We start from the raw sequence: 26,206 nt of genomic DNA, 5'->3' as shown, positions 1-26,206 counted from the left end.
TAAACTTAATCTTCCAAAAGTATTGCAGGCAGCTCCAGTGTGCTGTAAAGCTCATTGTATTTTGCCATTTCGGTAATTACAATATTGTTCTTTTCATTTTCAAATGTTTTCCATTGCGATAAAAGATCCCTCAAACGTTCTTTAGCTCCTTTTGTCACTTTAGGTTCAGCAGTATCTATAAATCCTTTAAGATGCATAAAATCTGCATTTAACTGGTTGTGAAAATTAATAACATCTTGGAAAGTTTTTTGCTTGGGCTGAATAAGGTTTTCTTCCCAAGTTTTAATACGTTTCATTAAAGAATCCCCAAGCTTTAACAACTCGCTCGCACTTTCATTTTCTTTCAGCAATTTGCTGTAATTTTTTAATTGTGCTTTGGCAGAACGCATTTGGTTAACGGCTTCGTGCATTGAGTATATGGCATTCTCAATTTGATTTAATACCTGCTGCTGTTCAGCGTAGTCAGCTTCGGTGCCATCAACTTTTGGGTTAGGTAAAATGGTAGCTTGCGTTTCTACGGTTTCACTTTCTAAACTTAATCTCAGTGTATAAACACCAGGAGCAACGTTTGCCCCGTTATAATTTCCAAAAACAAAAACCTTATCAATAGATGGAATTTGTTCTTTACTAAAATTCCAAGTAAAACGGTTGTGTCCTTTTTTAGAAGGGAGCACAGCAGGTTTTGGTGGCCCTCCAGGCCATGTTTTAAAATCTTTTTGGGTTTTATTGGTAATGGTTCGGATAACTTGTCCATTTTGAAGAACTTCCAATTTTAGATTTAGAGAGTCTGAATCTTTTGGCAAGTAATAATCAAAAGTTACCCCTTGTTTTGGATTTTGACCTAAACCGGGAACTGGTTTTTCTGGACTTCCCCCAAAGATGCGATAAGTATCTTTTGGTTTGTAAATTTTCAGTTTCTCAGTGGTATCTAAACTATTTTGAATAGCTCCCAAGTCGTCCAATATCCAGAAAGAACGACCAGCAGTTGCAGCAACAAGGTCATTGTCTTGAATAATAAGATCATTGATGGGCACAACAGGAAGGTTTAACTGAAAAGCTTGCCAATTTTGGCCATCATCCAAAGAAAGATAGAGCCCTGTTTCGGTACCCGCGTACAGGAGCCCTTTTTGTTTTTTATCTTCACGTACAACCCTAACAAACGTATGCTTGTTGGTCATTCCATTAGTGATTTTGCTCCAAGTACTGCCGTAATCATTGGTTTTGAAAATATAAGGTCTCAAGTCCATGGATTTGTAACGCATAACTGCTATATAAGCCGTAGCGGGGTCATGTGGAGATACCTCAATACTGTTGATGATACCATCAGCTAAATTTGGAGGAGTAATGTTTTGCCAATTTGCGCCTCCATCTTTTGTAATATGAACCAAACCATCATCACTGCCCGCATAAAGTACACCTTGCTCATGTGGCGATTCTACCAGATACATCAACGTGTTGTAATTTTCGCCACCAGCCGCTTCATTGGTATATGGACCACCACCTTCACCTTGTTTTTCCAGTTCGTTTCTTGTAAGGTCTGGGCTTATAACTTCCCAACTTTGACCACCATCCACAGTTTTGAAAACAACATTTCCAGCATGGTAAATTGTATTTCTATCGTGAGGGGAACTTATAATTGGTGCGTTCCAATTGTAACGAAACTTAAAATCTTTTGGCACCTTTCCAAGGCTCAGTTCTGGGTATTCTTTTATGGCTTTTCCTTCTCTGGAAGCGCGAACCCATTTTTCAATAATGCCTTGATAGCAGCCCCCATAGACCACCTCTGGATTATCTGGGTCAAAAGCCAAATATGCACTTTCACAACCTGCAACGGAATACCAATCTTTCCAATCGATTCCATCATCATTGGTTCTACTTGCTATAGCAATAGCTGAATTATCTTGTTGCCCTCCATAGACATTGTAGGGCACAAGGTTATCCGTGATTACCCTATAAAATTGTGAGGTGGGTTGATTCTGTTGTGTACTCCAACTTTTACCGCCATTATTTGAAACATTGGCACCTCCGTCGTTGGAGTTGATCATTTTGGAATTGTCATAAGGATTGATCCACAAATGGTGGTTGTCTCCATGAGGGGTAGGTAACGGAGCAAAAGTTTTTCCTCCATCAATTGATTTGGTAACAGGAGCATTTAGTACGTAGACCACATTTTCATCCTGTGGATCTGCAAAAATCTCCATATAGTACCAAGACCTTGCTATGTTGATTCGGTTTGAATTGATTTGAGCCCACTTCTTGCCAGCATCATCACTTCGATAGACTCCTCCCTTTTTTCCTTCTGCTTCAATAACTGCAAAAACCCGGTCTGCATTTGCTCGGGAGACTGAAATTCCAGCTTTTCCAAACGCCTTGGGAAGTCCTTCCTTAAGTTTTTTCCAGCTGGTACCGCCATCAGTGGATTTGTATAATCCAGAGTTTTCACCACCAGATTCTATTTTCCACGGGTAACGTCTGTGTTGCCACATAGCTGCATAAAGAATCAATGGGTTGGTCATATCCATTGATAAAGAAGAGGCTCCAGTATTTTCATCAACAAAAAGTACATTTTCCCAACTATCTCCGCCGTCCAATGAGCGATAAACGCCTCTTTGGTTAGAAGGCCCATATTGAGCTCCTTGAGCAGTAACAAAAACAATATCAGGATTTTTTGGGTGTATAATGACATCAGAAATATGACGTGTTTCATCAAGCCCTATGTGTTTCCATGTTTTTCCTGCATCCGTAGATTTGTAGACACCATCTCCCATTGAGGTCATTACACCCCTTGCTGCATGTTCTCCCATACCCACAAAAACAATATTTGGGTTGCTTTCCGAAACGGCAATGGCTCCCACGGTTCCGGTTTTAAGAAAGCCGTCTGAAACATTTTTCCAAGTAATACCATCATCAATGGTTTTCCAGATACCACCACCCGTTGAACCCATATAATAGGTCATGGGTTGTCCAATGACTCCAGATGATGCTACACTTCTACCACCTCTAAACGGACCAATATTTCTCCATTTTAGACCATGGTACATAGAATCATTAAGAACGACAGAGGGCAAAGGAGTTTTCTTTTTTCTGCGTTGTGCTTCACTGTCAAAAGAGATAAGTAAAAGGAGGGCAAGGAAGAATTGAAATGCTTTCATTTTGGTTTGATTTAGCTTTTGGGAAGATACAAAACCCAGACATAATTGTTAACAAAAAGATAAAGATTGAATTTTATTTGGAACAATCGTTCCGTTATTATATGTTTGTATCGGAATGAGCGTTCCAAAATAAATAAAAATCAAAAAAATAGATTATTATCATGAAAAAATTAGAAAACAAAGTAGCCATAATTACAGGTGCTACAAGTGGAATGGGTTTGCAAACTGCAAAGCGCTATTTAGAAGAAGGTGCAAAAGTTGTATTGACAGGAAGAAGTCAAGAAAAACTGGACGCCTTAAAATCTGAGTTAAAAGGCGATTATCTTTTGGTGAAAGCAGAGGCTAGCAGTATTGCGGATAGCGAGCAATTAATTAAAACCACTGTTGATACTTTTGGAAAGATTGATGTGCTCTTTTTGAATGCTGGAATTTTTAGAGTAGAGACTATAGACGGATTAACTGAAGAGATATTTGATGAAGTATATAACATTAATGTTAGAGGCCCTCTTTTCACTGTAAAAGCAGCTTACAATGACTTAAATGAAGGAGCCAGTATTATTTTTAATACATCCATTGTAAATGTAAAAGGATTTGTTGGGATGGCCGCTTACGCATCAAGTAAAGCAGCTTTACGTTCTTTGACCAGAACATTAGCCAGCGAGTTTGGCCCTAAGGGAATCCGCGTTAATGCCATAGCGCCAGGCCCTATAGATACACCGCTTTATATAAAGCACAATGCGCCTCAGGAAAATATTGACGAAATGGCATCTGGTCTTCCCTCCATGGTATCACTTGGTAGATTTGGTAATGCAGATGAGATAGCTACAACAGCTTTGTTTTTAGCATCTTCGGACAGTAGTTACATTACAGGTGCCGAGATCCCTGTGGATGGAGGTCTTGCTCAGGTATAATTTTTTTCAATAAATTTGGAACAATTATTCCAAAACAATGCCAAGAGTAAAACAATTTGATGAAAAGGAAATATTGAACAAGGCAATGGAACTCTTTTGGGAAAAAGGGTTCCATGCCACTTCAATGCAGAATTTAGTGTCCCATTTGGGCATTAATAGGGCAAGTCTTTATGATACCTTTGGTGGCAAGGAAGAACTCTTTAATAAAGCTTTTACGCAATATAGGAGTGTAACAGGAAACATGCTAAAAGCAATTTTTGACAAGGAAGATTCTGTGCGGATCGGTCTAAAAAAACTTTTTGACATAGCTATAGAAGAAGCACTAACGGACAAAGCCCGTAAAGGCTGTTTTGTTGTCAATACCACTACGGAGCTTATACCTGGCGATGAAGCAATTCATAAAGTTTTGAGCGATAACAAAACCAATATTGAAGGTCTTTTTATCGACTATGTTCAAAAAGGAATTGATAAAGGCGAGTTTTCCCCCTCTAAAAATGCGGAGAGTATTGGTCTAATGCTTTTTACCCTTTACAGTGGAATGCGGGTTTTGGCAAAAGTAGATTCAAACCCTGATAAACTGAACAGCATGGTGCAAGCAGGACTATCTGTGCTTGACTAGGCTATTCGGAAATCTTGAACTTCACATTTACAGAAGTCTCCACCTTTATTTTTTCAAAATCGATATCCAAAGGCTGCTGCCCTTCTGCCATATCCATTTCCATGGCTTTCATTTGCATGCGCGGTGCTTGGTTGTATTTGGGATAATAAGGAGTGGACGTATCCAATATGTGAATGGCCGATCCTACAGTTTGCCCTAATGGAGCTGTTAAAGCTTCAGCTTTCTTTTTCGCCTTTTTTACAGCTTTGGATTTCAATTCCAATTCCAACGCATCCATTTTGGAATACTCGGTTTTTTCCAAATAAGTATTGGCAATGTCCAGTTTTTCCAAGGCAACCATTGCTTCCCCAGCTTTTTTTCCAGAATACACCAAAAGAGAATATTGTTTACTCTTTAATACATCTTTTTGGCGTAGAAAGTACTTCTTAAAATTGCTGCTAAGATCCTTAATAACCAATTGTTTATCTATGTCAATCCCCAAAGCTTTTAGGTTTTGGGCCATTTTATTTTCTTGCTCTTCTACCGATTTTTTTCCTTTGGAATCCTTCTCTTGAATCGTTATACTCAAATAGATTTTATCTGGAGTCACCAGCGTATCCACTCTTGCAGATGTTTCAAGATACGGTACGTCCAAAAAGTTTTTTGATTGTCCCATTACAGAAGTTAATACAAAGCTTAGGACTAAAGTAACAACAATTTTTTTCATCATCGAAAATTTAATTAAAGGTAAATACTTTAGGGGTAGATGCAAAACGTATGCCACCCTATTCACTGCAAAACATAATTGATATCTTTAGAAGGCCAATTTTAATAAAATGAAGTTTGTATTAGCTCCGGATAAATATAAAGGTTCCTTGACCGGGTTTCAGTTTTGTGATGCTGTTAGCAACGGAATTAAAATGGTTTTTCCTGAGGCTATCATTATTAAAAAACCATTGGCTGATGGGGGAGATGGCACCATTGAAGTTGTAAAAGAATACTTAAATGCAACTCATGAATCCATAACCGTAGCGGATCCATTGTTTAGGGAGATTTCTGCTAGCTATTTGCTTTCCGAAGATAAAAGCATCGCCTTTATTGAAATGTCTGAAGCTTCTGGCTATAAATTACTGGATAAAGAAGAGATGAACTGTATGCATACCACCTCTTTGGGAACAGGACAGATGATTGTAGATGCATTGCACAAGGGCGCTAAACAAATAATCTTGGGAATTGGAGGTAGTGCTACCAATGATGGCGGAATGGGAATGGCCACTGCCTTGGGCTACGATTTTTTGGATAAGGATGGAAATAAATTGAGTCCTATTGGGGAAAACCTAATTAAGGTGAACAAAGTTGATAAGCCGAAGGTGAATAATGGCTTGAATGATGTGGAAATCAAAGTGGCCTGTGATGTAAATAATCCATTATATGGCAAAAACGGGGCAGCATATATTTATGGCCCCCAAAAAGGAGCGTCCATAGAAGAAGTTAAATTTTTGGATAAAGGACTTGAGAATTTTGCTAAGATCATTCATTTAGATTTTGGGGTTGATGTTCAAAATATTTCGGGCGCCGGAGCCGCCGGTGGTATGGGAGCTGGTGCCAAGATTTTTCTAAATGCAGTTTTAACTTCTGGAGTGGATTTGGTTATGGAAATAGCCAATTTTGAAAGCGCATTGACTGATACAGATTGGATTATTACTGGCGAAGGTCAATTGGATGGACAAACTTTTTCTGGTAAAACCATCAATGGAGTGCTAAAATCAGCAAATAAAAAGAAGATTCCTGTTGCTGCTTTCTGCGGATCTATGGATATTTCAGTTGATGAAATGAAAGCATTGGGGCTTACCTATGCAATATCAATTTTAAATGAAATCGGTAACCTTGATGATGCTAAAACCAATAGCTATAAAAATCTAGAACAAGCCAGTTACAATTTTGCCAACCTTTTAAAGGCCGCTAAAACATAAAACAGAGTTTATTACCTATTCATTTTAAACTTGAGGGAATGTGCTACGGTTTTCCATTCACTTTCCAAAATCGAAAACAAAACAGTGTCCCTAAAATTTCCGTTTTCATCTATTCTGTGATTTCTGATGATACCTTCTTGCTTGGCTCCCAGTCGCAAAATGGCGTTTCTAGATGGGAAATTATGAAAGTTTGTTTTGAACTCGACCGCAATCGTATTGAGATGCTCAAAAGCATGTTTTAACAATAAGTATTTGCATTCCGTATTAACACCAGTTCGCTGTACGCTCTGTGCATACCAAGTAGCCCCTATTTCAACCCGTCTGTTTTTAGCATCGGCATTTAAGTATCGTGTAGAACCAACAATAGTATTGGTTTTCTTATGGAAAATGGAAAAGGGTAGTGCAAGTCCGGCTTTTTGGTCACTAAAAACTGCATTCATATAGTCATCGATAGTATCAGGAGAGGGAACCGAAGTATACCATAATTCCCATAACTTGCCATCTGCCGCAGCGTCCAATAAACCAGATTTATGGGATGCTTTCATCGGAATCAGTTTGACCAATTCACCTTCTAATTCAATCGGATTTAACCATGTTTCCATGTTATTCAATTTTAAACCCTAAAGATAAGTGTATTGTTTTTCCAAACCTTATACTCTTCTCGCATACAATGTCCGCAAGGGCGATAACCTTCTTTTATAGCGTCTTTATCGGAGCAAAAGAAAACCCGATTCTCAACCTTTAGGCGTTTTCCTGATTTACAACTTAGAGTTCCATATATCTTAAGATTTTTGTTCCCTGCCCATTGTATTTTTTGTTGCTTTAAGGAGCTGAAAAGCTCAAATGGGGTTATTTCTTTATGTTCAATCATGGTTATGAAGTAGCATCATGAAAAATAATGCCCAAAGTGTATCGTTCTCCAGAATACACTTCACTAACCCCATGTTTCATAGTAACACGATAATGTCCCTTTTTTCCTTTCATAGGTCTAAAATTGGTCGTAAAAATGAGCATGGAACCTTTTTTTGGACGTAAAACTATTGCCTTGGACTGCGCTCGCGGAACCTGTTGTGTCATCACAAATTCACCACCAGTATAATCAGTCTCTGGGTCATTTAAAAATAGAACTGCTTGCATGGGAAAATAGACATCTCCGTACAAATCTTGGTGCAGTGTATTGTAACCTCCTTTCCCATACTTTAAAATTAAAGGAGTTGCCAAATGTTGCCCATTTAGTGCGCTTTTTTTTTGGAGTTCAGCTAAATTTTCTGGGAAAGTGACATCCATTTTTAAATCTTCCATCCATTGGTTTGCCACAGGAACCAGTTTTGGATAAATGTCTTCCCTAAGCTGCGATAGTAAACTGGGGAGGGGATATTTAAAATATTTATAAGTTCCCGATCCAAACCGATAGCGTTCCATTTCTACGGTTTTGCGATAAAGGGTGGAGTCCGTGAATCCATCCATTAATTTGGAGCAATCTTCATCATCCAGCACATTTTCTAGAATAGAATACCCCTGTTGCGCTATCTCATTTTGTACGTTTTCCCAAATAATACCGTCCAAGCCATCTTTCTTGATTTTCATAAGATTCAAGTATTAAAGGTTTAACGTGATTGAGCGGCTTCCCATCCAATGATGGCAGTTTTGCGAATACTATCCCAACGATAACCGCCTAAATTTCCTGAAGATTGAATGACCCTGTGACACGGAATTAAATAGGCGATTGGGTTGCTGCCAATAGCTGTGCCTACTGCTCTGGATGCCTTTGGTTTTTTTATGACATCAGCAATTTTTCCGTACGTGGCCAATTGACCTTTGGGTATTCTAAGTAAGGATTCCCAGACTTTTAATTGAAAATCTGTGCCCTTTAAATGAAGTTTGATTTCTGAAATCTGACTCCAATCATTTGCAAAGACCATTAAGGCATTTACCTGTGTCTGATCCACTCGTTGATGATATTGTGCCTTTGGAAACTGCGATTTAAGCTCATAAAGGCCTTGCTCCTCATCGTCGGTAAAAGCTACATGACATAAACCTTTGGGTGTAGAAGCAATTACCACAAGTCCAAACGGACTATGGGCATAACTGTAATTTATAGTTAAGTTTTCACCAGAATTTTTGTATTCCCCTGGCGTCATCCCTTCAATAGTGATAAATAGATCATGCAATCTGCTTGTTCCAGAAAGTCCCGTTTCGATGGCGGCATCAAATAATGTGGCCTTACTTTCGTCCAAGACTGCTTTGGCATGCTGAACACTGGTATATTGTAAAAACTTTTTTGGACTTATCCCTGCCCATTCCTTGAAGATTCGTTGGAAATGGTATGGGCTTAAATGTACTTGTTCGGCAATTTCGTCTAAAGACGGTTGTTCCCTAAAATTAGATCTAATATGAGCAATGGCCTTAGCAATGCGGTCATAATTTAGCTGTTCTTGTTCGTTCATAATACCCGTTTTATTTTATCCAAAAGTAGAAAGGATGCATATGGTGGAAAACCCGATTCTTGCTGTTTTTAACTCGAACCAGGGAAAAACCCATGTAAGAGGAGGCGCTTGGAACATGCTATCTAAAATTATAAATTTCTTAGGTAGCAGGAACACATATAATATATCTTTAAGGCATACATTTTAAATAAATGCATTTGAATTAGAGTAAAATGGCCGTTGTTTATGACAAATATTATCAAGTAGAAAATCTTTTTGGAGAACCATATCCCGAATTGATAGAATTTTTATCGAATTGGATAAAAAAAGGAACACTACTGGATTTAGGTTGTGGTCAAGGAAGAGACGCCATACCAATATCAAGAATGGGCTATAAAGTAACTGGAGTGGATAACTCTAGAGTAGGCATTGAACAGATGAACCGTATTGCTTCAAAGGAAAAGTTAGCTCTAAAAGGAATAGTAGGTGATATTTTTGCTTTCGAAGATTTCCGCAATTTTGATATTGTACTTCTTGATAGCATGTTCCACTTCAATAAGAAAGATAAAAAGAGAGAAACTGATTTTATAAAAGAACTGATAGACAAGATCAAAAATGAAGCTTTGATTATCTTTTGCATTCAAGATTCTGGCAATAAAGTCAAAATTTTGAAGGATATAGTAAATGATACAGGAAAGCTTGAAAAAATGACTGAGAATGAATTTGAATATGTTTATAAAGACGCCGAAACTAAACATAAGTCAAGAACGAAATACAAGATGTTGGTTTTTAGTAAGTAAACCAAAAAGTAAAACCCAATTTTGATGTTGAAATATTTCTTTACTACCTTGAAATAGAATGAAAACCAAAAACTTTATAGGCTTAATACTCTTTATCGCAGTGCTTCTGGGCGTATTGATTTATTGGCGGGAATACGCTACCAGAGATCAGGTAGTGCTTTATCAGGTTGTGTTATGGCAACTTGGTATTTGGGTGCCCTGGATTCTTGGTTTTAAGATATTGGATAAAATCATCAAGAGTGCTTCTGAATCTAAATTTACCATACCGCTGCTGTTGGGTACCGGCTTGTTATTAATCTGTTTGCATTTTGGTTGGTTTTTTAAATTTAGCTCCACATACAGTCCGTACTTAGATTTGGAAGGATCTAAGTTTGGTGTATATCGCTACTTTTTTATCTTTTGGACATTAGTGGATATTGGATTGGTATGGTTTATTATTGATAAGTTGAGAGCAACAGAAAAAGAAGAGCTAGAACCACCTCTATTGTTTGAACTGACCAGAGGAGGCAATAAATACTTCTGCGAACCTTCCCAAATTCATTTATTGGCAGCCGAAAATTATTATACCAAGCTATTTACCACAGAAGGTGTTTTTGTAATGCGAAAACCCTTAAAATATTTCCATGATATTCTTCCTCTGAATACATTCAGGAAAATTCATCGATCTACCATAATTAATGTAAACTATGTATCTGAACTTTCCAGAGGCAATGATCATAGTCTAGAAGTAATCATGAAAGATGGTACTAGACGAAGAGTGAGTAGAAGTTTTATCAAAGAGATTACCCTTTTCTTTAAGGATAGAACATATTAACACCATTCGCTATCAAAAGCTTGTCTGTTTACTGCAAGCGCTAAATTCCATTCTGATTATTAGGTAAGTTTAGGATTCAAGTTCTGGGCTCAGATTCTGTTGTCCCAGTAGATGTTCATCAATCAACCTTCACCTAATCATGAATTCTAAAATAGATATATGCCATCCTATACATTAACGGTTAATAGTGTGAAAAAAACTGTTTCAGTAGATGCTGATACACCATTGCTTTGGGTGCTAAGAGACGAACTGGGATTAACAGGAACCAAGTATGGTTGCGGAAAAGGTCTTTGTGGGGCCTGCACTGTGCAATATAAAGGCAATGCCGTTAGATCCTGTACACTAACGGTTGACTCCGTTTTGGAAGGAAACATCACCACTATTGAAGGCTTGTCTGAAGGCCAAAACCATCCGGTTCAGCAAGCTTGGATGGAATTGGACGTGCCGCAATGTGGGTACTGCCAGTCAGGTCAAATAATAAGCGCTGCTACATTACTTTCCAAAAACCCCAACCCCACAGAGGAAGAGATAAATGCTGGCATGGCAGGTAATATCTGCAGATGTGGTACGTACACCAGAATACGTGAAGCCGTCCAATTGGCGGCTAGCAAACTAGATGAATAATGCGGCCCTTAACACTACTTTTAATACTATCTCTAATAGTGAAATCCCATGGACAGGATTTTCAATTTAAGCGCATTGATTTGACTAAAAATCAGCAAGGATCTAGAGGGGTTTCTATCGCTGACCTTGACAACAACGGATTTCTTGATATCGTAGTGGCCAATCAGGTTGATTCCATCCAGCTTTTAGGAAATTCCATAGTGTTCAATTACGAAAAGGGGTTTAAAGAAATGGCCATCGCAAATGACAATATCAATGCATGGAGTGAATCTGTGCATACTGTTGATGTGGATAATGATAATGATTTCGACATCTTTTTTACTACTCAGTTTGGCGTACCCAACCTCTTATACATTAATGATGGCTCAGGAAAATTTTCACTAGGTTCAGCCGGAGATCTGACTGAAGATAAGACCAATTCCCCAGGAACCTGCTGGTGCGATTATGATTTGGATGGTGATTTGGATGTTTTTATAGTGAACAGGGATGGTGAAGATGACAACCTATATACAAATAATGGCAAGGGAGTATTTGTAAAAAATAGGACTGGACCCTGGATAGGGAACAAGGGTGATGGGAGGTCCTGTTCCTGGGGCGATTTAAATGGAGATGGAAAACCTGATTTGTACGTGGCAAATTTTGTGGTAAAAGAGGATGGACAGGTAAAAGGAAAACACAGAAATTATCTTTATCTGAACTCCAAGGATGGAAAATTTATAGAGGAGAAAAAAGGCATTCTCGTGGAAGAATTAAATGCCTCGTATGGCGTTTTTCTTGTTGATTATGATTACGACAGGGACCTTGATATTTATGTTACAAACGTTTCCGTTGCCGATGAAAATGCATTCTATGAAAATTCCGGAACAGGAATATTCAAAAAATTAACGGATAGTGAAATTGCCTATGAAGTGCATCGCCCCTCAAAAGGGCAAACTTGGGGAGATTTTAATACTGATGGTTTTTTGGACGTATATGTTGCTAACGGCACAGAAGGCTATCCAGAAATTCAAAATTTTTTCTTCTCCGGAAAATCAAACCATTCCTTCAAAAGAATTTACAACACACTTCCGGCAATAGATGACCATATATCGGCGGGGACCGCCTCTGGGGACTTGGACAATGATGGTGATTTAGATTTATATGTGTGTAATTGGGGAGGTGATGCTGAAGCCAATGATTACTATATCAATCAAAACCAAACCAATCACTGGATAAAGTTTCAATTAAAAGGAATTTCCTCCAATAGCTATGGTATTGGTAGCTGGGTAACGCTCTCCCTTAATGATGGTACGGTTCAAACAAGATACTTCTCTAGAGAAACAGGCTACGGAAGTGAAAACGCTCCGGAAATTCATTTCGGCATCCCGGCTTTGGCCAAAATAAATACAATTGAAGTGGAATGGCCTTCTGGGGTAAAACAGAGTGGGAAGAACTTAGAGGCAAATTTTGCCTATGAGGTTATTGAAGGCAAAGAAATTAAACGAATTGAGAAATGAAAAACACACTAAAAAGAAGGAATTTCATCAAACTTACAGTTTCGGCCAGCGGAGCCCTTATTGCAGGAGTGCATCTGCAATCGTGCATGCCTAAAAAACCACTGGCGGAAGTACATCAGTTTTCGCCACTTATTAAAATTGATACGGACGGGTGGATTTCCCTGATTGCCAAGAATCCAGAAATAGGACAGGGAGTAAAAACAGCTTTGCCCATGATTTTGGCGGAGGAACTTGGTGCCAATTGGAACAAAGTGGAAGTGGTTCAAGCGGATTATGATACAATTTATGACGAGCAATGGGCAGGAGGTAGCTATGCCATCATCTTAAATTGGGATTTAATGCGAACAGCGGGAGCTATGGTAAGACAGGTGCTCATAGAAGCGGCATCAAAAAAAATGAACCTTCCTGTTGAAGAATTTATAACAAAAAACAGCAAGGTATTCCACACAAAATCTAATAAAACCTTGCCTTTTGAAGAACTAATTGCCGAAGCTTCACAAATACCATTGCCAGAGGAGGTGGAATTTAAACCAACGGATTCCTTTGAAATTGTTGGGAAAAACATTCCCCAAGTAGATTTGGATAAACTGGTAAGTGGAGGTGCTGAATTTGCCATTGATATAAAACTACCAGAAATGGTATATGCCACTGTTTTAAAAAACCCTGTTTTTGAGGGTGGTGTAAGCAGTTATGATGATGCAGACGCAAGGTTGGTAAATGGTGTTATCGACATTATAGAACTCAACAACGCAGCATATGGAGGTAGGCTTCTTGGGCCAAATAGCCCCAACTTTGTCAATGGCGTTGCAGTCATTGCCAATTCTACCTGGGCTTCATTTAAGGGAGCCAAGAAACTTAAGGTAGTTTGGGATAATAGCAATTCTAGAAAGGAAAATACAACTGAACTTTTTGAACGTTTTCATGCGCAACTACCAAATACATCCATAGAAAGAAAGGATGGAGACATAGCTAAGGCAAAACGAAGTGCCGCTTCAAGTTTTGAAGCTATTTATGAAGTTCCTTTTTTGGCACATGCAACTATGGAACCCATGAACTGCACCGTTGATTTTAGAGATGATCTTTGTGAGGTTTGGGCTCCAACACAAAACCCAGAAGCGCTGCAGGAGGGATTGATTAAATTGTTTGGATTAAAGCCAGAGCAAATTAAAATTCACCTGCCAAGAATAGGGGGCGCGTTTGGAAGAAGATATTATGTGGATTATGCTATGGACACCGCAATCCTATCTAAAAAAATAGGGAAACCAGTTAAACTTACATGGACTAGGGAAGAAGACATCAGGCATGATTGGTATAGACCGGGAAGTGTACAGAAAATATCGGCTTCACTAGATAAAGAAGGTATGGTAACAGGGTGGCAGCATATTTTGGCCAATGCTTCACGTAAAACTTCATTAGGACGAGAAGGTGGGCCTGCCGGAACGGAAATAGATGAATATGATTTTCCTGCCGGATTAGTTCCTAACCTTCAATTGGAATATGGTCATGTGTTGAGTGATGTCCCTCTAGGGCAATGGCGCGCGGTAGCGGCTTCTGCAAATGCATTTCCTGTGCATTGCTTTTTGGATGAATTGGCCTTTTTAAATAAAATGGATTCGATAGATTATTTTTTAAAATTTCTAGGCCCTAAGAGAATGGTCCCAGTGGTTGGCGATTATGAGTTTGATGTAGAACGTTTGATTACCGTTGTAGAGAAGGTACGACAAATGAGCGGTTGGGATACACCCTTGCCAAAAGGGCAGGGAAGAGGCTTCGCAGCTCGAAAAGGAGCTGGATCGTTTATTGCGGAAGTAGTAACGGTACGCGTGGATGAAAACGAAAAAACAAAGATTCTACGAGTAGATGCTGTGGTTGATTGTGGAATAGTGGTAAACCCTTCAGGAGCAAAGGCACAAGTGGAAGGAGGGATACTAGAAGGCCTTTGTGCTGCGCTTTATGGAGAAATAACAATTAAGGATGGAGCTGCAGAACAATCCAATTTCCACGACTATAAATGGATGCGAATGGGAGAAGTGCCAGGAATACATATAGAATTTATAAAAAATGAACTGCCCCCACGAGGTCTTGGTGAACCTCCCTTACCACCGGCAATCCCTGCATTGGCAAATGCCATTTACGCCGCTACGGGAAAACGAATTAGAAAGTTGCCAATAGTCAAGTAGATAGAATGCATTTAAGGTAGAATGGTTTCTATGTTCGATATAAAAGCAATTTTAAAATACGCCAAACGTATTTTAATGAAAAACAAGCTAATCTTTTTATTAGTTGTTGTGCTTTCGTGGAGTAGCCTAAATGCTCAAAAAATACCAATCACAACAAAATCAAAGGAGGCTTTAACTTTCTATAAAAAGGGCTGGCAACATGAGGACAGGTTGAACTTGGACGAAGTTGAGAAAATGTACAGCAGAGCAGTAAGTATGGATAGTGCTTTTGCACTCGCTTATTTGCGTTTGGCCATGGTAAAAGACAATTATGAAGTAAGAAGAACCCAACTGAAACAAGCTGTTAAATACATTGATCAAGTTACAGAGGCCGAAAAACTATGGATTAAAGGACGAGTTGATTTCTATGCTTCAGGATATGACGGCTCCAAGGAATACGGTTATTTTAAAAAGTTGGCCAAGTTGTACCCCAACGACGAAATGGCTGGATACTATTTTAAGTACAAATGAACGTAACGATATTGATTTAGCTTTGGTCCGCCGTAAGGCAAAAGATTTGATTTCCAAAATTTAGAGAAGTTTCAGGGACATCTATATGCAAAGTGGGACAAGCATCTACGATTTTCATAACTTCACCACACGTCGCTGATAAAATTGGTTATATCCATCTATGATACCGTAAAGAAGACCACGGCCAAAGAATTCTTTAAGTTTGGCCTTTGGTTATGGATATATGGGTTATCATTCACCGCAATTTTACTTTTGTTTTATTGGCTGTTCAATCTGTAAAAACCCTCCTGAACCTGAAAAGGAATTCAAAAACGGTCTAGTTAAAATTTTAAGAGAGAATTATTGATAGAATCTTTTGGATGTAGATGCGATCAGAACTGCTTCCTCGCTTTTTTATTACTGCTGCTTCTGAAGTTCCTGCCCTTTTTTGTAAAGTAACTTACAAAAACCATCGCTGCGCTCAGTAAAATAACTGAAATTAGTATTTGGTAAAACTCATCTGGCAAATCCATGTATTCAATATACGAAAAATTGACCATAAAAGAAAAGAATCTAGGGGTTTAATAGCACCTGTGAAACAATAATCACGCACTTTTTTGTGCAGAATAATCGGTATTTTGTACAATACCAAAAGGTATAATTGAAATATGGTGTATTTAATCGATGGCAGCTATATAAGTTTTTAAACGACTACATCCGTTTACAAACGAAAACAAACGTTTCAATACCGATTCGTGATTTTTAGTGCTAGTATGTTTGTCCTGTCGAATGATAAGAGTTCGATAGTATTAACTGTTTAACACGTAAAATTAAAATCATGAATTCACTTAGAAACAAAGTACAGTTGATTGGAAACTTAGGAAATGATCCCGAAATGATCATCTTGGAAAATGGAAACAAATTGGCGAAATTCTCCATTGCAACCAATGAATCTTACAAAAATGCAAATGGAGAAAAAGTCACGGATACGCAATGGCACAATATAGTGGCCTGGGGCAAAACCGCTGAGATTGTGGAGAACTATTTGGTAAAGGGCAAGGAAGTAGCCATTGAAGGAAAGCTGATTTCCCGTTCCTATGAGACTAAAGAAGGAGAAAAGAGATACATTACCGAAATTAAATGTAATGAGCTATTAATGCTTGGGAAGTAAGTATCCAAGTCTACAGATTATCGATAAATGGGGCCAATTGGCCCCATTTCTTTTTAAATGGAGGATTTTAACTTTAACTTAATATAGAGTCACGCAACATTTTTCAAAGTTGTACGTCCAATATATAGTAGAAGATGATGTCATGAAATGTGTTAGAATCCTTATGTTGGTTTTTGCAAGCGGCTGTTACCTCGGTGTATCGGCCCAGGGAGACCTGCGCATACAACAAGGATTGCGATTTTATGAACAACTGGCCCAACGAGATGCGGATTATGAACAATCCCTACAATTGTTAAGCAATCAAGATGAGGTTGATTATTGGATGGATCAAAGAAATTATGAAAGACATTTGGGTAAGGCTAATTTCACTTCGTATTTGGTATATATGAAAGGGAAAAAGGATGCGTATAACGTGCATTTACAAACTTGCGACCATAAAACTCCCCATAGCGATTTATATTTGGAAAAGGCCAAAGAATACCTTTCACTTAGCGATTTGGAATTTTCATTAGGACAGAACAGTCGGAAAGTAGTGCTATCCTCTTCTATACGGAAAAAATAATTTTGGAAAATGTAATATAGCAAAAAACCACCTTATTAAGGTGGCTTTTTTATGCTACTTTTTTCAGTAGGTCAAAACATGGGCAACGCTTACAGCGTTTGTTCTCTGACTTTTTATATTTCTTACAACATTTTACCTTACAATTGGTAATGGGCAATTCTTTCAGTAAGGCCTTATTGTTTTTCTTTAAATCTTTCTTCTTTTTTCCCATTGCTATGAGCAGATGGGTCAAAAATAGTTATTTTAAATTAATCTAAATAAAAGAATTATAAAAAAATTATTCCCCAGCAGTATCTGAAGCTGCACTTTCGACAATGAGTTGTTGAATATCCCTGTCAAATAAGTAAAGCCCTCCCTTATCATCACCGATTAGGTTGATTTTATCCAGTACAGTTCGTGCAAGGGCCTCTTCTTCCAACTGCTCCGCTACATACCATTGCAAAAAGTTATGTGTAGCATAATCCTTTTCTTGCAAGGTTACATGAACAAGATCATTAATGCTATTCGATACAAAAATTTCATGCTGATATAATTCCTCAAACATTTTTTGAAAAGAAACAAAATCGGTTTTGGGTGCTTTCAGCGTTGAAATTTTGGCATGTCCACCTCGTTCGTTCACATACTTTACCAATTTGAGCATGTGCATTCTTTCCTCATCGGAATGACCATACATAAAACCGGCAATCCCTTCTAACCCTTTCACCTCTGCCCATGAAGCCATAGATAAATATACCTGCGAAGATTCAGCTTCTATTTGTATTTGATCGTTAAGTGCTTTTTCCAGTTTCTTAGATAACATAGTTGAATACGTGTTTAGGATATAAAATTACAAAATGACTCCTTGTAATGTCGTTTTTTAGTTCAAATATTAAAATTGCACAGCTACACCAACCCTATTTGGGCCAAAAGAAAGGTTCCAACTTAGGTTTTTTGAGGAGTCATTATACTTCTTGTCATATTTTTTGTCGAGGTACCTATCTATGGTCTCAACCATAAAAATACTGAGCACTGTGCTAAAAGCAACATCCGAAATCCAGTGAAAACGGTCTGTGATGCGCGCAAAACCAGGAATCATTCCCACGGTATAAATACCAGCTTTTACCCATGGATTTTTAAATTGTTTGGCGATGGCATACGCGTTGGTAAAGGCTAACATGGTATGTCCAGAAGGAAATGCATCGTAATTTTTTATCCTTCCTATTTGAAAAGGATCATATACACTTGATGAATCGCCACTCTTTGGTCTGGCCCTGCCAATCATACGCGCACTTACTTGTTGTAAAAAGCCAATGGCGGTTGCCGATGAAACCAACAAGACGCCTGTGCGTCTTAACTTTTCATTTTTGGTAAAAAGTCCCGCAAGATAAACACCACCCGTAAACATATAATTGTTTTGCGGGTTGCCATACCTGTTTCCATAGTCCACAAGAAAGCCTGGGACATCTTCTCTAAAACCATCTACCCAGTGATCTACCTCATCGTCAACAGCGAATAAAACTGCAGTGCCCGCTGCCATATACCCAAGATTGGCCCAATCGTTACCCTTCCAATGAAAAGGTCTGCTATAAGAATGACCAACACCTTCAAAGACATTGCCCATATCATAAGTAAAGTCGTTCCAAAGAGTTTTCTCTTTGGCGATTTTTAACTCCTGACTATTTAGTTGGACCGCAATTAGTAGAAGAAAAAGGAATTTGAATGATTGCATAAATGATTGACTGAAAGAACTGGCAAAATTAAGCATAAATATCCTGTGCCAACCTAAAAGTATTGGCATGAGCATCCACAATTGTTTTAATATCGGGGGAATAACCACCACCCATACTGCATTGCACTGGAATTTTGGTTTTCTGGCAAGTTTTCAACACATAACGATCACGCTCCATACAACCATTTAAAGTCATTCCAAGTGTCCCAAGTTTATCTGAAGCAAGCACGTCCACTCCGCACAAATAAAATATAAAATCAGGCTTAACTTCATCCAATAACCTTGGCAAGGTGTTTTTTAAAATAGAAAGATATTCTTGATTATTAATTCCTTTTTCCAATGGAATATCTAAATCTGATATTTCCTTTTTAAAGGGATAATTTCCTTTTCCGTGCATTGAAAAAGTAAAAACGGAGTCGTCACCTTGAAAGATTTCCGCGGTGCCATTACCTTGGTGTACATCTAAATCCACTATTAGGATTCTTTTTGCTTCTCCTTTATCTTGAAGATATCTGGCTCCAATAGCTTGGTCATTGAGCATACAAAAAGCTTCTCCTCGGTTAGAGTAGGCATGGTGGGTGCCTCCAGCAATATTCATTGCTATGCCATGCTTTAAAGCAAACTCGCACCCTTTAATGGTCCCATCCGCTATAATGCGTTCTCTTTGCACCAACTCATTACTCAAGGGAAAACCAATTTTTCTCGCTAAACTTGGTTTAATGTCCAAGTTGACCAAATTCTTATAATATTCAGAATCGTGTACCGCCAAAATAGGGTCATCGCTTGGAATTTGTGGTTGAAAGAAATTGTCTTCAATACAAGTGCCTTCGTGAAGCAATTGCTGTGGCAACAACTCGTATTTAATCATCGGAAACCGATGCTTCTCTGGTAGTGGGTGATTGTATATGGGGTGAAAGGCTATTTTGAGCATTATGAGATCAAGCTTTTTTATGCAAAGCCAATTGAATGCGCTTTCTTGGCACATCTATATCTAGAACTTTAACCACGATTTGTTGGTGCAAACTGACATGGGCATTTACATCTTTAACAAAAGAATCTGATAGGTTGGAGACATGGATGAGCCCACTTTCCTTAATGCCAATATCCACAAAGCAACCAAAATTGGTAATGTTATTAACGATACCCGGAAGCAATTGTCCTTGCTGTAAATCTGTAATTTGTTTGATGTTTTGATTGAAGGTGAATACCTTGGCTTTTTCCCTACGGTCCAATCCTGGTTTTTCCAATTCTTCAAGAATGTCCTCCAATGTCGGCATTCCAATAGTTTCAGTGCAATACGATTTAAGGTCAATACTTTTTAGTACTGCCTCATTTCTAATAATACCAGATAAAGGCACACCCTTGTCTTTGGCCATTTTCTGCACAATACCATAACTTTCTGGATGCACGGCGGAATCATCCAACGGATTTTTGCCATCCTTTATGCGTAAAAAGCCAGCTCCCTGTTCAAAAGCTTTACCGCCTAAGCGAGGCACTTTTTTAATGTCAGCCCTGTTTTTAAAAGCACCATTTTCGTTGCGATAAGCCACAATATTTTCCGCAAGCTTTGGACCAATGCCTGAGACATAACTGAGCAGCGGTACGCTTGCAGTATTGATATTAACACCGACCGAGTTGACACAGCTTTCCACTACGGTGTCCAAGGAAGTTTTTAATTTGGTCTGATCCACATCGTGTTGGTATTGGCCAACACCTATGGATTTTGCATCTATTTTAACCAATTCGGCCAAGGGATCTGCCAAACGACGCCCAATGGAAACCGCACCTCTAACGGTTACATCATAGTTGGGGAATTCATCCCTTGCAATTTTGGACGCAGAATAAATGGAGGCACCTGCCTCACTGACCACAAAAACTTCAATGGGGTTTTTAAAGCGAATACGCTTTACCAATTGTTCCGTTTCCCTAGATGCGGTACCGTTACCAATGGCGATAGCTTCAATTTTATGTGCATCTACTAAGGAACTTATTTTTTTAATGGCGCCAGCGCTATCATTTTGCGGTGCATGCGGATAAATGGTCTCGTTGTGCTTTAAGTCACCCTGCGCATCCAAACAAACCACTTTGCAACCCGTTCTAAACCCTGGATCTATGGCCAAAATGCGTTTTTCACCTAAAGGGGCACCAAGCAATAATTGTTTTAGGTTTTTGGAGAACACCTGAATGGCACTTGCATCTGCTTTTTCTTTGGCGGTTTTTAAAAGTTCGTTCGATAATGAGGGCAATAACAGTCGTTTGTAGGCATCGGCAATGGCCAATTCTATTTGAGCGGTACAGGCATTGTTTGATTTTATGATGCGTCTTTCGATATTGTCAAGTGCCCTATCCGTATCAATTTCAATTTTTATGCGGATGAAACCTTCTTTTTCTGCTCTCATAATGGCCAAAAACCTGTGGGAAGGGCAGCGGTTTAACGGTTCGCTCCAATCAAAATAATCTCGGAATTTTTGTGCTTTCTCATCATCTTTCTTCGTTTTGATGACTTTACATATGATTAGTGCATGCTGTTCCAACTGATTTCTGAGTTGGTTACGAATATCGGTGCGTTCATTGACCCACTCGGCTATTATATGACGAGCACCTTCTAAGGCATCATCTTCATTAATAATTTCTTTGCCGAGGTATTTGGAGGCAATGAACTCAATCTCATCACTTCGTTGCGCCATGATGATTTTTGCCAAGGGCTCCAAACCATTTTTGCGGGCAGTCTCCGCTTTTGTTTTTTTACTTTTTTTGAAAGGAAGATAAAGATCTTCCAAAATGGTGAGAGAGGCGCAATTTTGAAACTTTGATTGTAACTCTGGGGTAAGCAGCCCTTGTTCTTCAACCGCTTTTATAATAGCCGCTTTTCTTTTTTCAAGGGCTTCAAACTGGGCTTTGAATTTCACAATTTCCCCAACCTGAACCTCATCTAAATTGCCCGTGCGTTCTTTCCGATATCGAGAGATAAAAGGAATGGTACAATCTTCATTTAACAATGCAACGGTATTTTCAATGCTTTTCTCGGAAAGCTGTGTGTGTTTAACAAGATATGAGATTAACTCCATTTGAAAAGCAGCTATCTTTAATTTATAGTCTCCCCATTCCCAACCCCATCTTCATCCGGATTGACAAATACCAATTTACCTTCTTGGTTTTCTGTCATCAAAATCATGCCTTCACTTTCTACACCGCGAAGTTTCCGTGGCGCTAAATTCACCAAAACGGTTACTTTTTTGCCAACGATTTCATCGGGAGTAAAGCTTTCTGCAATTCCGGAAACTATAGTACGGATATCCAAGCCGGTATCTACTTTTAAAACCAGAAGTTTGTTGGCCTTGGGCATTTTTTCAGCCTCTATGATTGTACCGACACGTATATCCAATTTGGTAAAGTCATCAAAAGTGATGGTGTCTTTTTGAGGCGTAATCTCTTTCTCCATTTGTTCATTGGCTTTTTTGGTGGCTTCGAGCTTGGCTAATTGTGCTTCAATTTCCTTGTCCTCTACTTTACGAAACAACAATTCACTTTTATTGATTTGATGACCTGCGGGGAGTAGGGTGTCTGTGGTGCTTATGTCATTCCAGCTTATGGATTTTTCGCCTTCGTTCGAAATAACATTGAGAATGTTTTTAAGCTTATTAGACGTAAAAGGCAAAAATGGCTCACTCAATACGGCTAGACCTGTTGCAATCTGAAGGGCGACAAACATTATTGTTTTTACACGTTCTTCATCGGTTTTTATCAACTTCCATGGTTCCTCATCTGCCAAATATTTGTTTCCCAATCTTGCAAGGTTCATCAACTCTTGACTGGCCTCTCGAAATCGGTAGCGCTCAAGAGAACTTGAAAGTATTTCAGGAAAACCCTTTAGAGTATCAAGTGTTTGTTTGTCGATTGCCGAAAGCTCGCTAGGAGAAGGGACAATACCATCATAATATTTATGGGTAAGTACTGTCACTCGATTGATAAAATTCCCAAAGATGGCTACTAGTTCATTGTTGTTTCTAGCTTGAAAATCCTTCCAGGTAAAGTCGTTGTCTTTTGTTTCTGGAGCATTAGCCGTCAAGGTATACCTGAGCACATCTTCCATGCCTGGAAATTCTTCTAAATATTCATGGAGCCATACCGCCCAGTTTTTAGAGGTGGAAAGCTTGTTGCCCTCCAAATTCAAAAACTCGTTGGCAGGTACGTTTTCCGGGAGCACAAAATCACCATGTGCTTTTAGCATGCTTGGGAAAATGATGCAATGGAAAACGATATTATCCTTTCCAATAAAATGAAGCAATTTGGTGTTTTTATCCTTCCAATACGGTTCCCAGTCTTTTCCTTCTCTTTCTGCCCACTCTTTTGTGGATGAAATGTAGCCGATAGGGGCATCGAACCATACATACAATACTTTACCTTCGCCGCCTTCAACAGGAACGGGAATTCCCCAATCCAAATCTCGGGTAACAGCACGTGGTTTTAGGCCATCGTCTATCCAAGATTTGCATTGGCCATAAACATTGGGTTTCCAATCGTTTTTATGTCCTTCTAAAATCCATTCTTTTAAAAATCCTTCGTAACGATCTAGCGGCAAAAACCAATGTTTGGTTTTCTTTAATGTAGGTACATTGCCAGTAATGGCAGATTTTGGATTGATTAAGTCCGTAGCATTTAAGGAGGAACCGCAATTTTCGCATTGATCTCCATAAGCCTCTTCATTACCACATACTGGACAGGTGCCTACAACAAATCTGTCTGCTAAAAACTGTTGGGCCTCTTCATCATAAAGTTGCTCGGTTACTTCTTCTATAAAATCTCCCTGATCATATAACTTCTCAAAAAAATCTGATGCTGTTTTATGATGAATCTCCGCCGAGGTACGGGAATAATTATCCATGGAAATTCCAAAATCAACAAATGATTTTTTGATAATTGCATGATACTTGTCAATGATTTCTTTTGGAGAAACTCCCTCTTTTTTAGCCTTCATTGGAATGGCCACTCCATGTTCATCACTACCACATATAAAAGCAACATCATGCCCTTTTAACCGCAAATAGCGCGAATAGATATCGGCTGGGACATATACACCGGCTAAATGCCCAATGTGAATCGGTCCATTGGTGTATGGCAGCGCTGCAGTAATGGTATATCTTGATGGAGAATTGGTCTCGGACATGAATCGATTTAATTAAGCCCAAAAATACTGAATTTCATTGGAGTGATTCTACCCTTTTAGTGACTTGTTGAGGGGTGTCGGAATATCGAAAAATGAAGTTTTAAAAAAGAAAAGGAATCAATAATGATTATCTTGTAAGAATACACTTATAAAAAATAGTTGATATGAGCACAGGCAACCCCAAGAAGTTTAAAAAGCTAGAAAAATTCAAGGAAGTTTTAAAAGAAGATAAAAAGGAAGAAGTAACCCGAGTGTACAAGGATAAGAATCACGAAGTGAAAAAGGCCTTGGCATTTAAAACGGATAGGGACAAGCCGAAACCGACCTAAAAAGGAAACCTCCGAATCATGCAGCTCTAATTGGGGTGGGGAGTTGCACTATCGGAGGATTCTGGAATGTATACGTTACGACTAGTCTACATTATCATTACGGATTTACTCATTTTTTCATCTCCTACCGAAATTCTATAGATATATTTTCCGGTGGATAAACTATCTCTCATTCGCTCCCTTATATTGATTTCAGCAGAGCCTTCCAGCATCATTTCATTGAACACTGTACCTACATTCTGACCTAAGATGTTGTATAATTGAATATCAACATGTGCAGCAACGGGCATTTCCAAATAAATATGTGGAGTGCGCTCCGTTGGATAGTAAGGTCTATGCACAATTGTAGCCAATGCATCTGGATCTGGATCCATACCATCTGGGCTTGGTGGGGTGTCTGGTAATGTTGGTGGATCGCTGTCCATGGCAATATCATCAAAGACTTCTCCGCTACAGTTAAACCCAAGATCAATTGCCTGATATTGGTATCCAAGCAAATGACGTTCTACAGCTTCTCTTGGAACGCATAGCCATTCGGCAAGTACTGTTCCATAAAGGTTTCTAAAATCCATGGTATGCTCTAAGTTTCCACGTCCATTGGGACTCTCCAATGAAGGGTGGTCACCAATAAATGCACTTCCACTCAATCCTGATCCGAAGAATAAGGTAGGGGCAGCTTTACCGTGATCGGTACCGTTGGAACCATTTTCAAAGATTCTACGACCGAACTCAGAGAAGGTCATACTTAATACCTTATCATCTTGTTGTGTAAAGGCAACATCTTCATAAAAATTGTTGATGGCAATAGAAAGATTGGTCATCAATCGTTCGTGAGCAAGGGGTTGATTACCGTGAGTGTCAAATCCACCCATAGAAATCATGTATACCTTGGTACCTAAGTTTCCTTTGATCAATCGTGCCAATAGGGCCAATTGTCTTGCAAAACCGTTGTCTTGATATTCTACTTGGTTTTGTCCTCTTTCGTAGGCTTCATGAATTTTTCCAGCATATTCGTAGGTCGTATTGGCTACACCTCTAAGAAATTTAAGCTGATCGCCATACATACAACTGTCAAAAGGAGCATTTTCAATGTCATAGAAAAACCCAGTTTGGGCAATTTCTTCCAATTGATCAATGTTGTTGGTGACGAAGGCATAGTTTGTCTCTTCACCCTGGAAAACCAAGTTGGCCAAATTACCAATTTGGATAGCAGCAGGAGCTTCTGGTGGATTAATCAGATAATCTGGGAAGCATTCCTCAAAATGTCTACCCATCCAACCTGTGTCAAGACCAGAAAAACCAGTAGTGGTAAGATCAGTGTTGGCAAAAATATCTGACCCTGTAAAATGGGATAGACTTTGGCCTTCATAACCTACTCCATGAACGGCTTTAAATTGCCCTTCTCCCCAAAGTGGTTCCAAGGAACTCATATAGGTAGGCACACCAAAATCATCAGTAAGTTTTAGGACTTTACTTTCTGGGATATAGATGTTCGGCCTTGCATTAGCATAAGTATCGTATTGTTGTATTGGGATAACGGTACTTAGTCCGTCATTACCTCCAGACAACCTGATCAATATTAAAATATGATCGGTCTCAGCATCTGCAATTGCAGATGTTAAGGGAGAAGGTGCCGAGGCAGAAACTAAGTTACTTCCCAAGAACATAGAACCAGAGCCCGCTATACCCAAAGCTTGGATAAAGGAACGTCTGCTCCATGTTTTGTGTTCTAAATCGTGGCCATCGTGTTCAAGGCCTTTGTGAGGTGATGTATCGTGGGTATGATGAGTATCGCACATGGTGTAG

24 protein-coding genes are annotated in these 26,206 nt (G+C 38.9%); 12 read left to right on the top strand and 12 right to left on the bottom strand.

The window, feature by feature from the left end; all coding sequences use genetic code 11:
- Window positions 1–5: 5 nt before the first annotated feature.
- Window positions 6–3,152: a VPS10 domain-containing protein gene (locus FVB32_RS03535; protein ID WP_147741233.1), complete on the bottom strand. Its 3,147-nt coding sequence runs from the start codon at window positions 3,150–3,152 to the stop codon at window positions 6–8.
- A gap of 161 nt (window positions 3,153–3,313) precedes the next feature.
- On the opposite strand from FVB32_RS03535, the gene FVB32_RS03530 reads away from it, so the two are divergent.
- Both FVB32_RS03530 and FVB32_RS03525 read left to right on the top strand, forming a co-directional pair.
- Window positions 3,314–4,063 carry an SDR family NAD(P)-dependent oxidoreductase gene (locus tag FVB32_RS03530; RefSeq protein ID WP_147741231.1) on the top strand — a complete coding sequence of 250 codons (750 nt, stop codon included), beginning with the start codon at window positions 3,314–3,316 and terminating at the stop codon, window positions 4,061–4,063.
- A gap of 37 nt (window positions 4,064–4,100) precedes the next feature.
- Window positions 4,101–4,682, top strand: coding sequence for a TetR/AcrR family transcriptional regulator (locus tag FVB32_RS03525; RefSeq protein ID WP_147741229.1), 582 nt, complete (start codon window positions 4,101–4,103; stop codon window positions 4,680–4,682).
- Between the two features lies 1 nt (window position 4,683).
- On the opposite strand, the gene FVB32_RS03520 is transcribed toward FVB32_RS03525, so the two are convergent.
- On the bottom strand, window positions 4,684–5,391 hold the full coding sequence (locus FVB32_RS03520) for an SIMPL domain-containing protein (RefSeq protein WP_147741227.1): 708 nt from the start codon (window positions 5,389–5,391) through the stop codon (window positions 4,684–4,686).
- A gap of 106 nt (window positions 5,392–5,497) precedes the next feature.
- Here FVB32_RS03520 and FVB32_RS03515 point away from each other — a divergent pair, with 106 nt between their 5' ends.
- Entirely contained in the window at window positions 5,498–6,634 is a 1,137-nt protein-coding gene (locus tag FVB32_RS03515; protein ID WP_147741225.1) for a glycerate kinase, read from the top strand.
- Window positions 6,635–6,645: 11 nt separating this feature from the next.
- Here the strand turns inward: FVB32_RS03515 and FVB32_RS03510 are convergent, their stop codons facing one another.
- From FVB32_RS03510 to FVB32_RS03495, 4 genes are read right to left on the bottom strand one after another with little or no spacing between them, the layout of a single operon-like run.
- Window positions 6,646–7,236, bottom strand: a complete 591-nt coding sequence (locus tag FVB32_RS03510; protein ID WP_147741223.1) for a GNAT family N-acetyltransferase — start codon at window positions 7,234–7,236, stop codon at window positions 6,646–6,648.
- 11 nt (window positions 7,237–7,247) lie between these two features.
- The gene (locus FVB32_RS03505) at window positions 7,248–7,505 is read right to left on the bottom strand and encodes an Ada metal-binding domain-containing protein (protein ID WP_147741221.1); all 258 of its coding nucleotides are present in this window, start codon (window positions 7,503–7,505) and stop codon (window positions 7,248–7,250) included.
- A gap of 2 nt (window positions 7,506–7,507) precedes the next feature.
- Window positions 7,508–8,221 carry a 2OG-Fe(II) oxygenase gene (locus FVB32_RS03500; RefSeq protein ID WP_147741219.1) on the bottom strand — a complete coding sequence of 238 codons (714 nt, stop codon included), beginning with the start codon at window positions 8,219–8,221 and terminating at the stop codon, window positions 7,508–7,510.
- Between the two features lie 20 nt (window positions 8,222–8,241).
- Window positions 8,242–9,081, bottom strand: a complete 840-nt coding sequence (locus tag FVB32_RS03495) for a methylated-DNA--[protein]-cysteine S-methyltransferase (RefSeq protein ID WP_147741217.1) — start codon at window positions 9,079–9,081, stop codon at window positions 8,242–8,244.
- Between the two features lie 212 nt (window positions 9,082–9,293).
- Between FVB32_RS03495 and FVB32_RS03490 the strand changes: the two genes are divergently transcribed.
- The 8 genes from FVB32_RS03490 (at window position 9,294) to FVB32_RS03450 (ending at window position 17,196) form a co-directional block, all read left to right on the top strand.
- Complete coding sequence (locus tag FVB32_RS03490; protein WP_147741215.1) at window positions 9,294–9,860, top strand: class I SAM-dependent methyltransferase; 567 nt, start codon at window positions 9,294–9,296, stop codon at window positions 9,858–9,860.
- Between the two features lie 58 nt (window positions 9,861–9,918).
- Complete coding sequence (locus FVB32_RS03485) at window positions 9,919–10,674, top strand: LytTR family DNA-binding domain-containing protein (protein WP_147741213.1); 756 nt, start codon at window positions 9,919–9,921, stop codon at window positions 10,672–10,674.
- Between the two features lie 159 nt (window positions 10,675–10,833).
- Window positions 10,834–11,298, top strand: coding sequence for a (2Fe-2S)-binding protein (locus tag FVB32_RS03480; protein ID WP_147741211.1), 465 nt, complete (start codon window positions 10,834–10,836; stop codon window positions 11,296–11,298).
- Window positions 11,298–12,794 (top strand): CRTAC1 family protein, encoded by a 1,497-nt coding sequence (locus FVB32_RS03475; RefSeq protein WP_147741209.1) that lies wholly within the window; start codon window positions 11,298–11,300, stop codon window positions 12,792–12,794. The genes FVB32_RS03480 and FVB32_RS03475 overlap by 1 nt, the downstream gene beginning before the upstream one ends.
- Window positions 12,791–14,974 carry a xanthine dehydrogenase family protein molybdopterin-binding subunit gene (locus FVB32_RS03470; protein WP_147741207.1) on the top strand — a complete coding sequence of 728 codons (2,184 nt, stop codon included), beginning with the start codon at window positions 12,791–12,793 and terminating at the stop codon, window positions 14,972–14,974. Before FVB32_RS03475 ends, FVB32_RS03470 begins: the two co-directional genes overlap by 4 nt.
- Before the next feature lie 75 nt (window positions 14,975–15,049).
- The gene (locus tag FVB32_RS03465; RefSeq protein ID WP_147741205.1) at window positions 15,050–15,484 is read left to right on the top strand and encodes a hypothetical protein; all 435 of its coding nucleotides are present in this window, start codon (window positions 15,050–15,052) and stop codon (window positions 15,482–15,484) included.
- 817 nt (window positions 15,485–16,301) lie between these two features.
- Window positions 16,302–16,634 (top strand): single-stranded DNA-binding protein, encoded by a 333-nt coding sequence (locus FVB32_RS03455; RefSeq protein WP_147741201.1) that lies wholly within the window; start codon window positions 16,302–16,304, stop codon window positions 16,632–16,634.
- Between the two features lie 142 nt (window positions 16,635–16,776).
- Entirely contained in the window at window positions 16,777–17,196 is a 420-nt protein-coding gene (locus FVB32_RS03450) for a hypothetical protein (protein ID WP_147741199.1), read from the top strand.
- A 277-nt stretch (window positions 17,197–17,473) separates the two neighbouring features.
- Here the strand turns inward: FVB32_RS03450 and FVB32_RS03440 are convergent, their stop codons facing one another.
- From FVB32_RS03440 to metG, 5 genes are all read right to left on the bottom strand, one after another.
- Window positions 17,474–17,995, bottom strand: coding sequence for a ferritin (locus FVB32_RS03440; RefSeq protein ID WP_147741196.1), 522 nt, complete (start codon window positions 17,993–17,995; stop codon window positions 17,474–17,476).
- Between the two features lie 69 nt (window positions 17,996–18,064).
- A complete protein-coding gene (locus FVB32_RS03435) occupies window positions 18,065–18,904 on the bottom strand; it encodes a phosphatase PAP2 family protein (RefSeq protein ID WP_147741194.1) in 840 nt (279 codons plus the stop codon).
- A gap of 28 nt (window positions 18,905–18,932) precedes the next feature.
- Window positions 18,933–19,835 (bottom strand): histone deacetylase family protein, encoded by a 903-nt coding sequence (locus FVB32_RS03430; protein ID WP_147741192.1) that lies wholly within the window; start codon window positions 19,833–19,835, stop codon window positions 18,933–18,935.
- A 7-nt stretch (window positions 19,836–19,842) separates the two neighbouring features.
- A complete protein-coding gene (locus FVB32_RS03425; RefSeq protein ID WP_147741190.1) occupies window positions 19,843–21,972 on the bottom strand; it encodes a Tex family protein in 2,130 nt (709 codons plus the stop codon).
- Window positions 21,973–21,989: 17 nt separating this feature from the next.
- Complete coding sequence (gene metG / locus FVB32_RS03420) at window positions 21,990–24,071, bottom strand: methionine--tRNA ligase (RefSeq protein ID WP_147741188.1); 2,082 nt, start codon at window positions 24,069–24,071, stop codon at window positions 21,990–21,992.
- A gap of 164 nt (window positions 24,072–24,235) precedes the next feature.
- Between metG and FVB32_RS17670 the strand changes: the two genes are divergently transcribed.
- Window positions 24,236–24,400 carry a hypothetical protein gene (locus FVB32_RS17670; RefSeq protein WP_187269487.1) on the top strand — a complete coding sequence of 55 codons (165 nt, stop codon included), beginning with the start codon at window positions 24,236–24,238 and terminating at the stop codon, window positions 24,398–24,400.
- 86 nt (window positions 24,401–24,486) lie between these two features.
- Here FVB32_RS17670 and FVB32_RS03415 read toward each other — a convergent pair whose 3' ends face one another.
- The gene (locus tag FVB32_RS03415) at window positions 24,487–26,199 is read right to left on the bottom strand and encodes a DUF1501 domain-containing protein (RefSeq protein WP_147741186.1); all 1,713 of its coding nucleotides are present in this window, start codon (window positions 26,197–26,199) and stop codon (window positions 24,487–24,489) included.
- Window positions 26,200–26,206 lie beyond the last annotated feature (7 nt).

The sequence above is a fragment of the Flagellimonas hymeniacidonis genome, assembly GCF_008040165.1.
GTDB lineage: Bacteria > Bacteroidota > Bacteroidia > Flavobacteriales > Flavobacteriaceae > Flagellimonas > Flagellimonas hymeniacidonis.
Note: the sequence above shows the minus strand (reverse complement) of the source record. Positions and strands in the feature narration are given on the sequence as shown.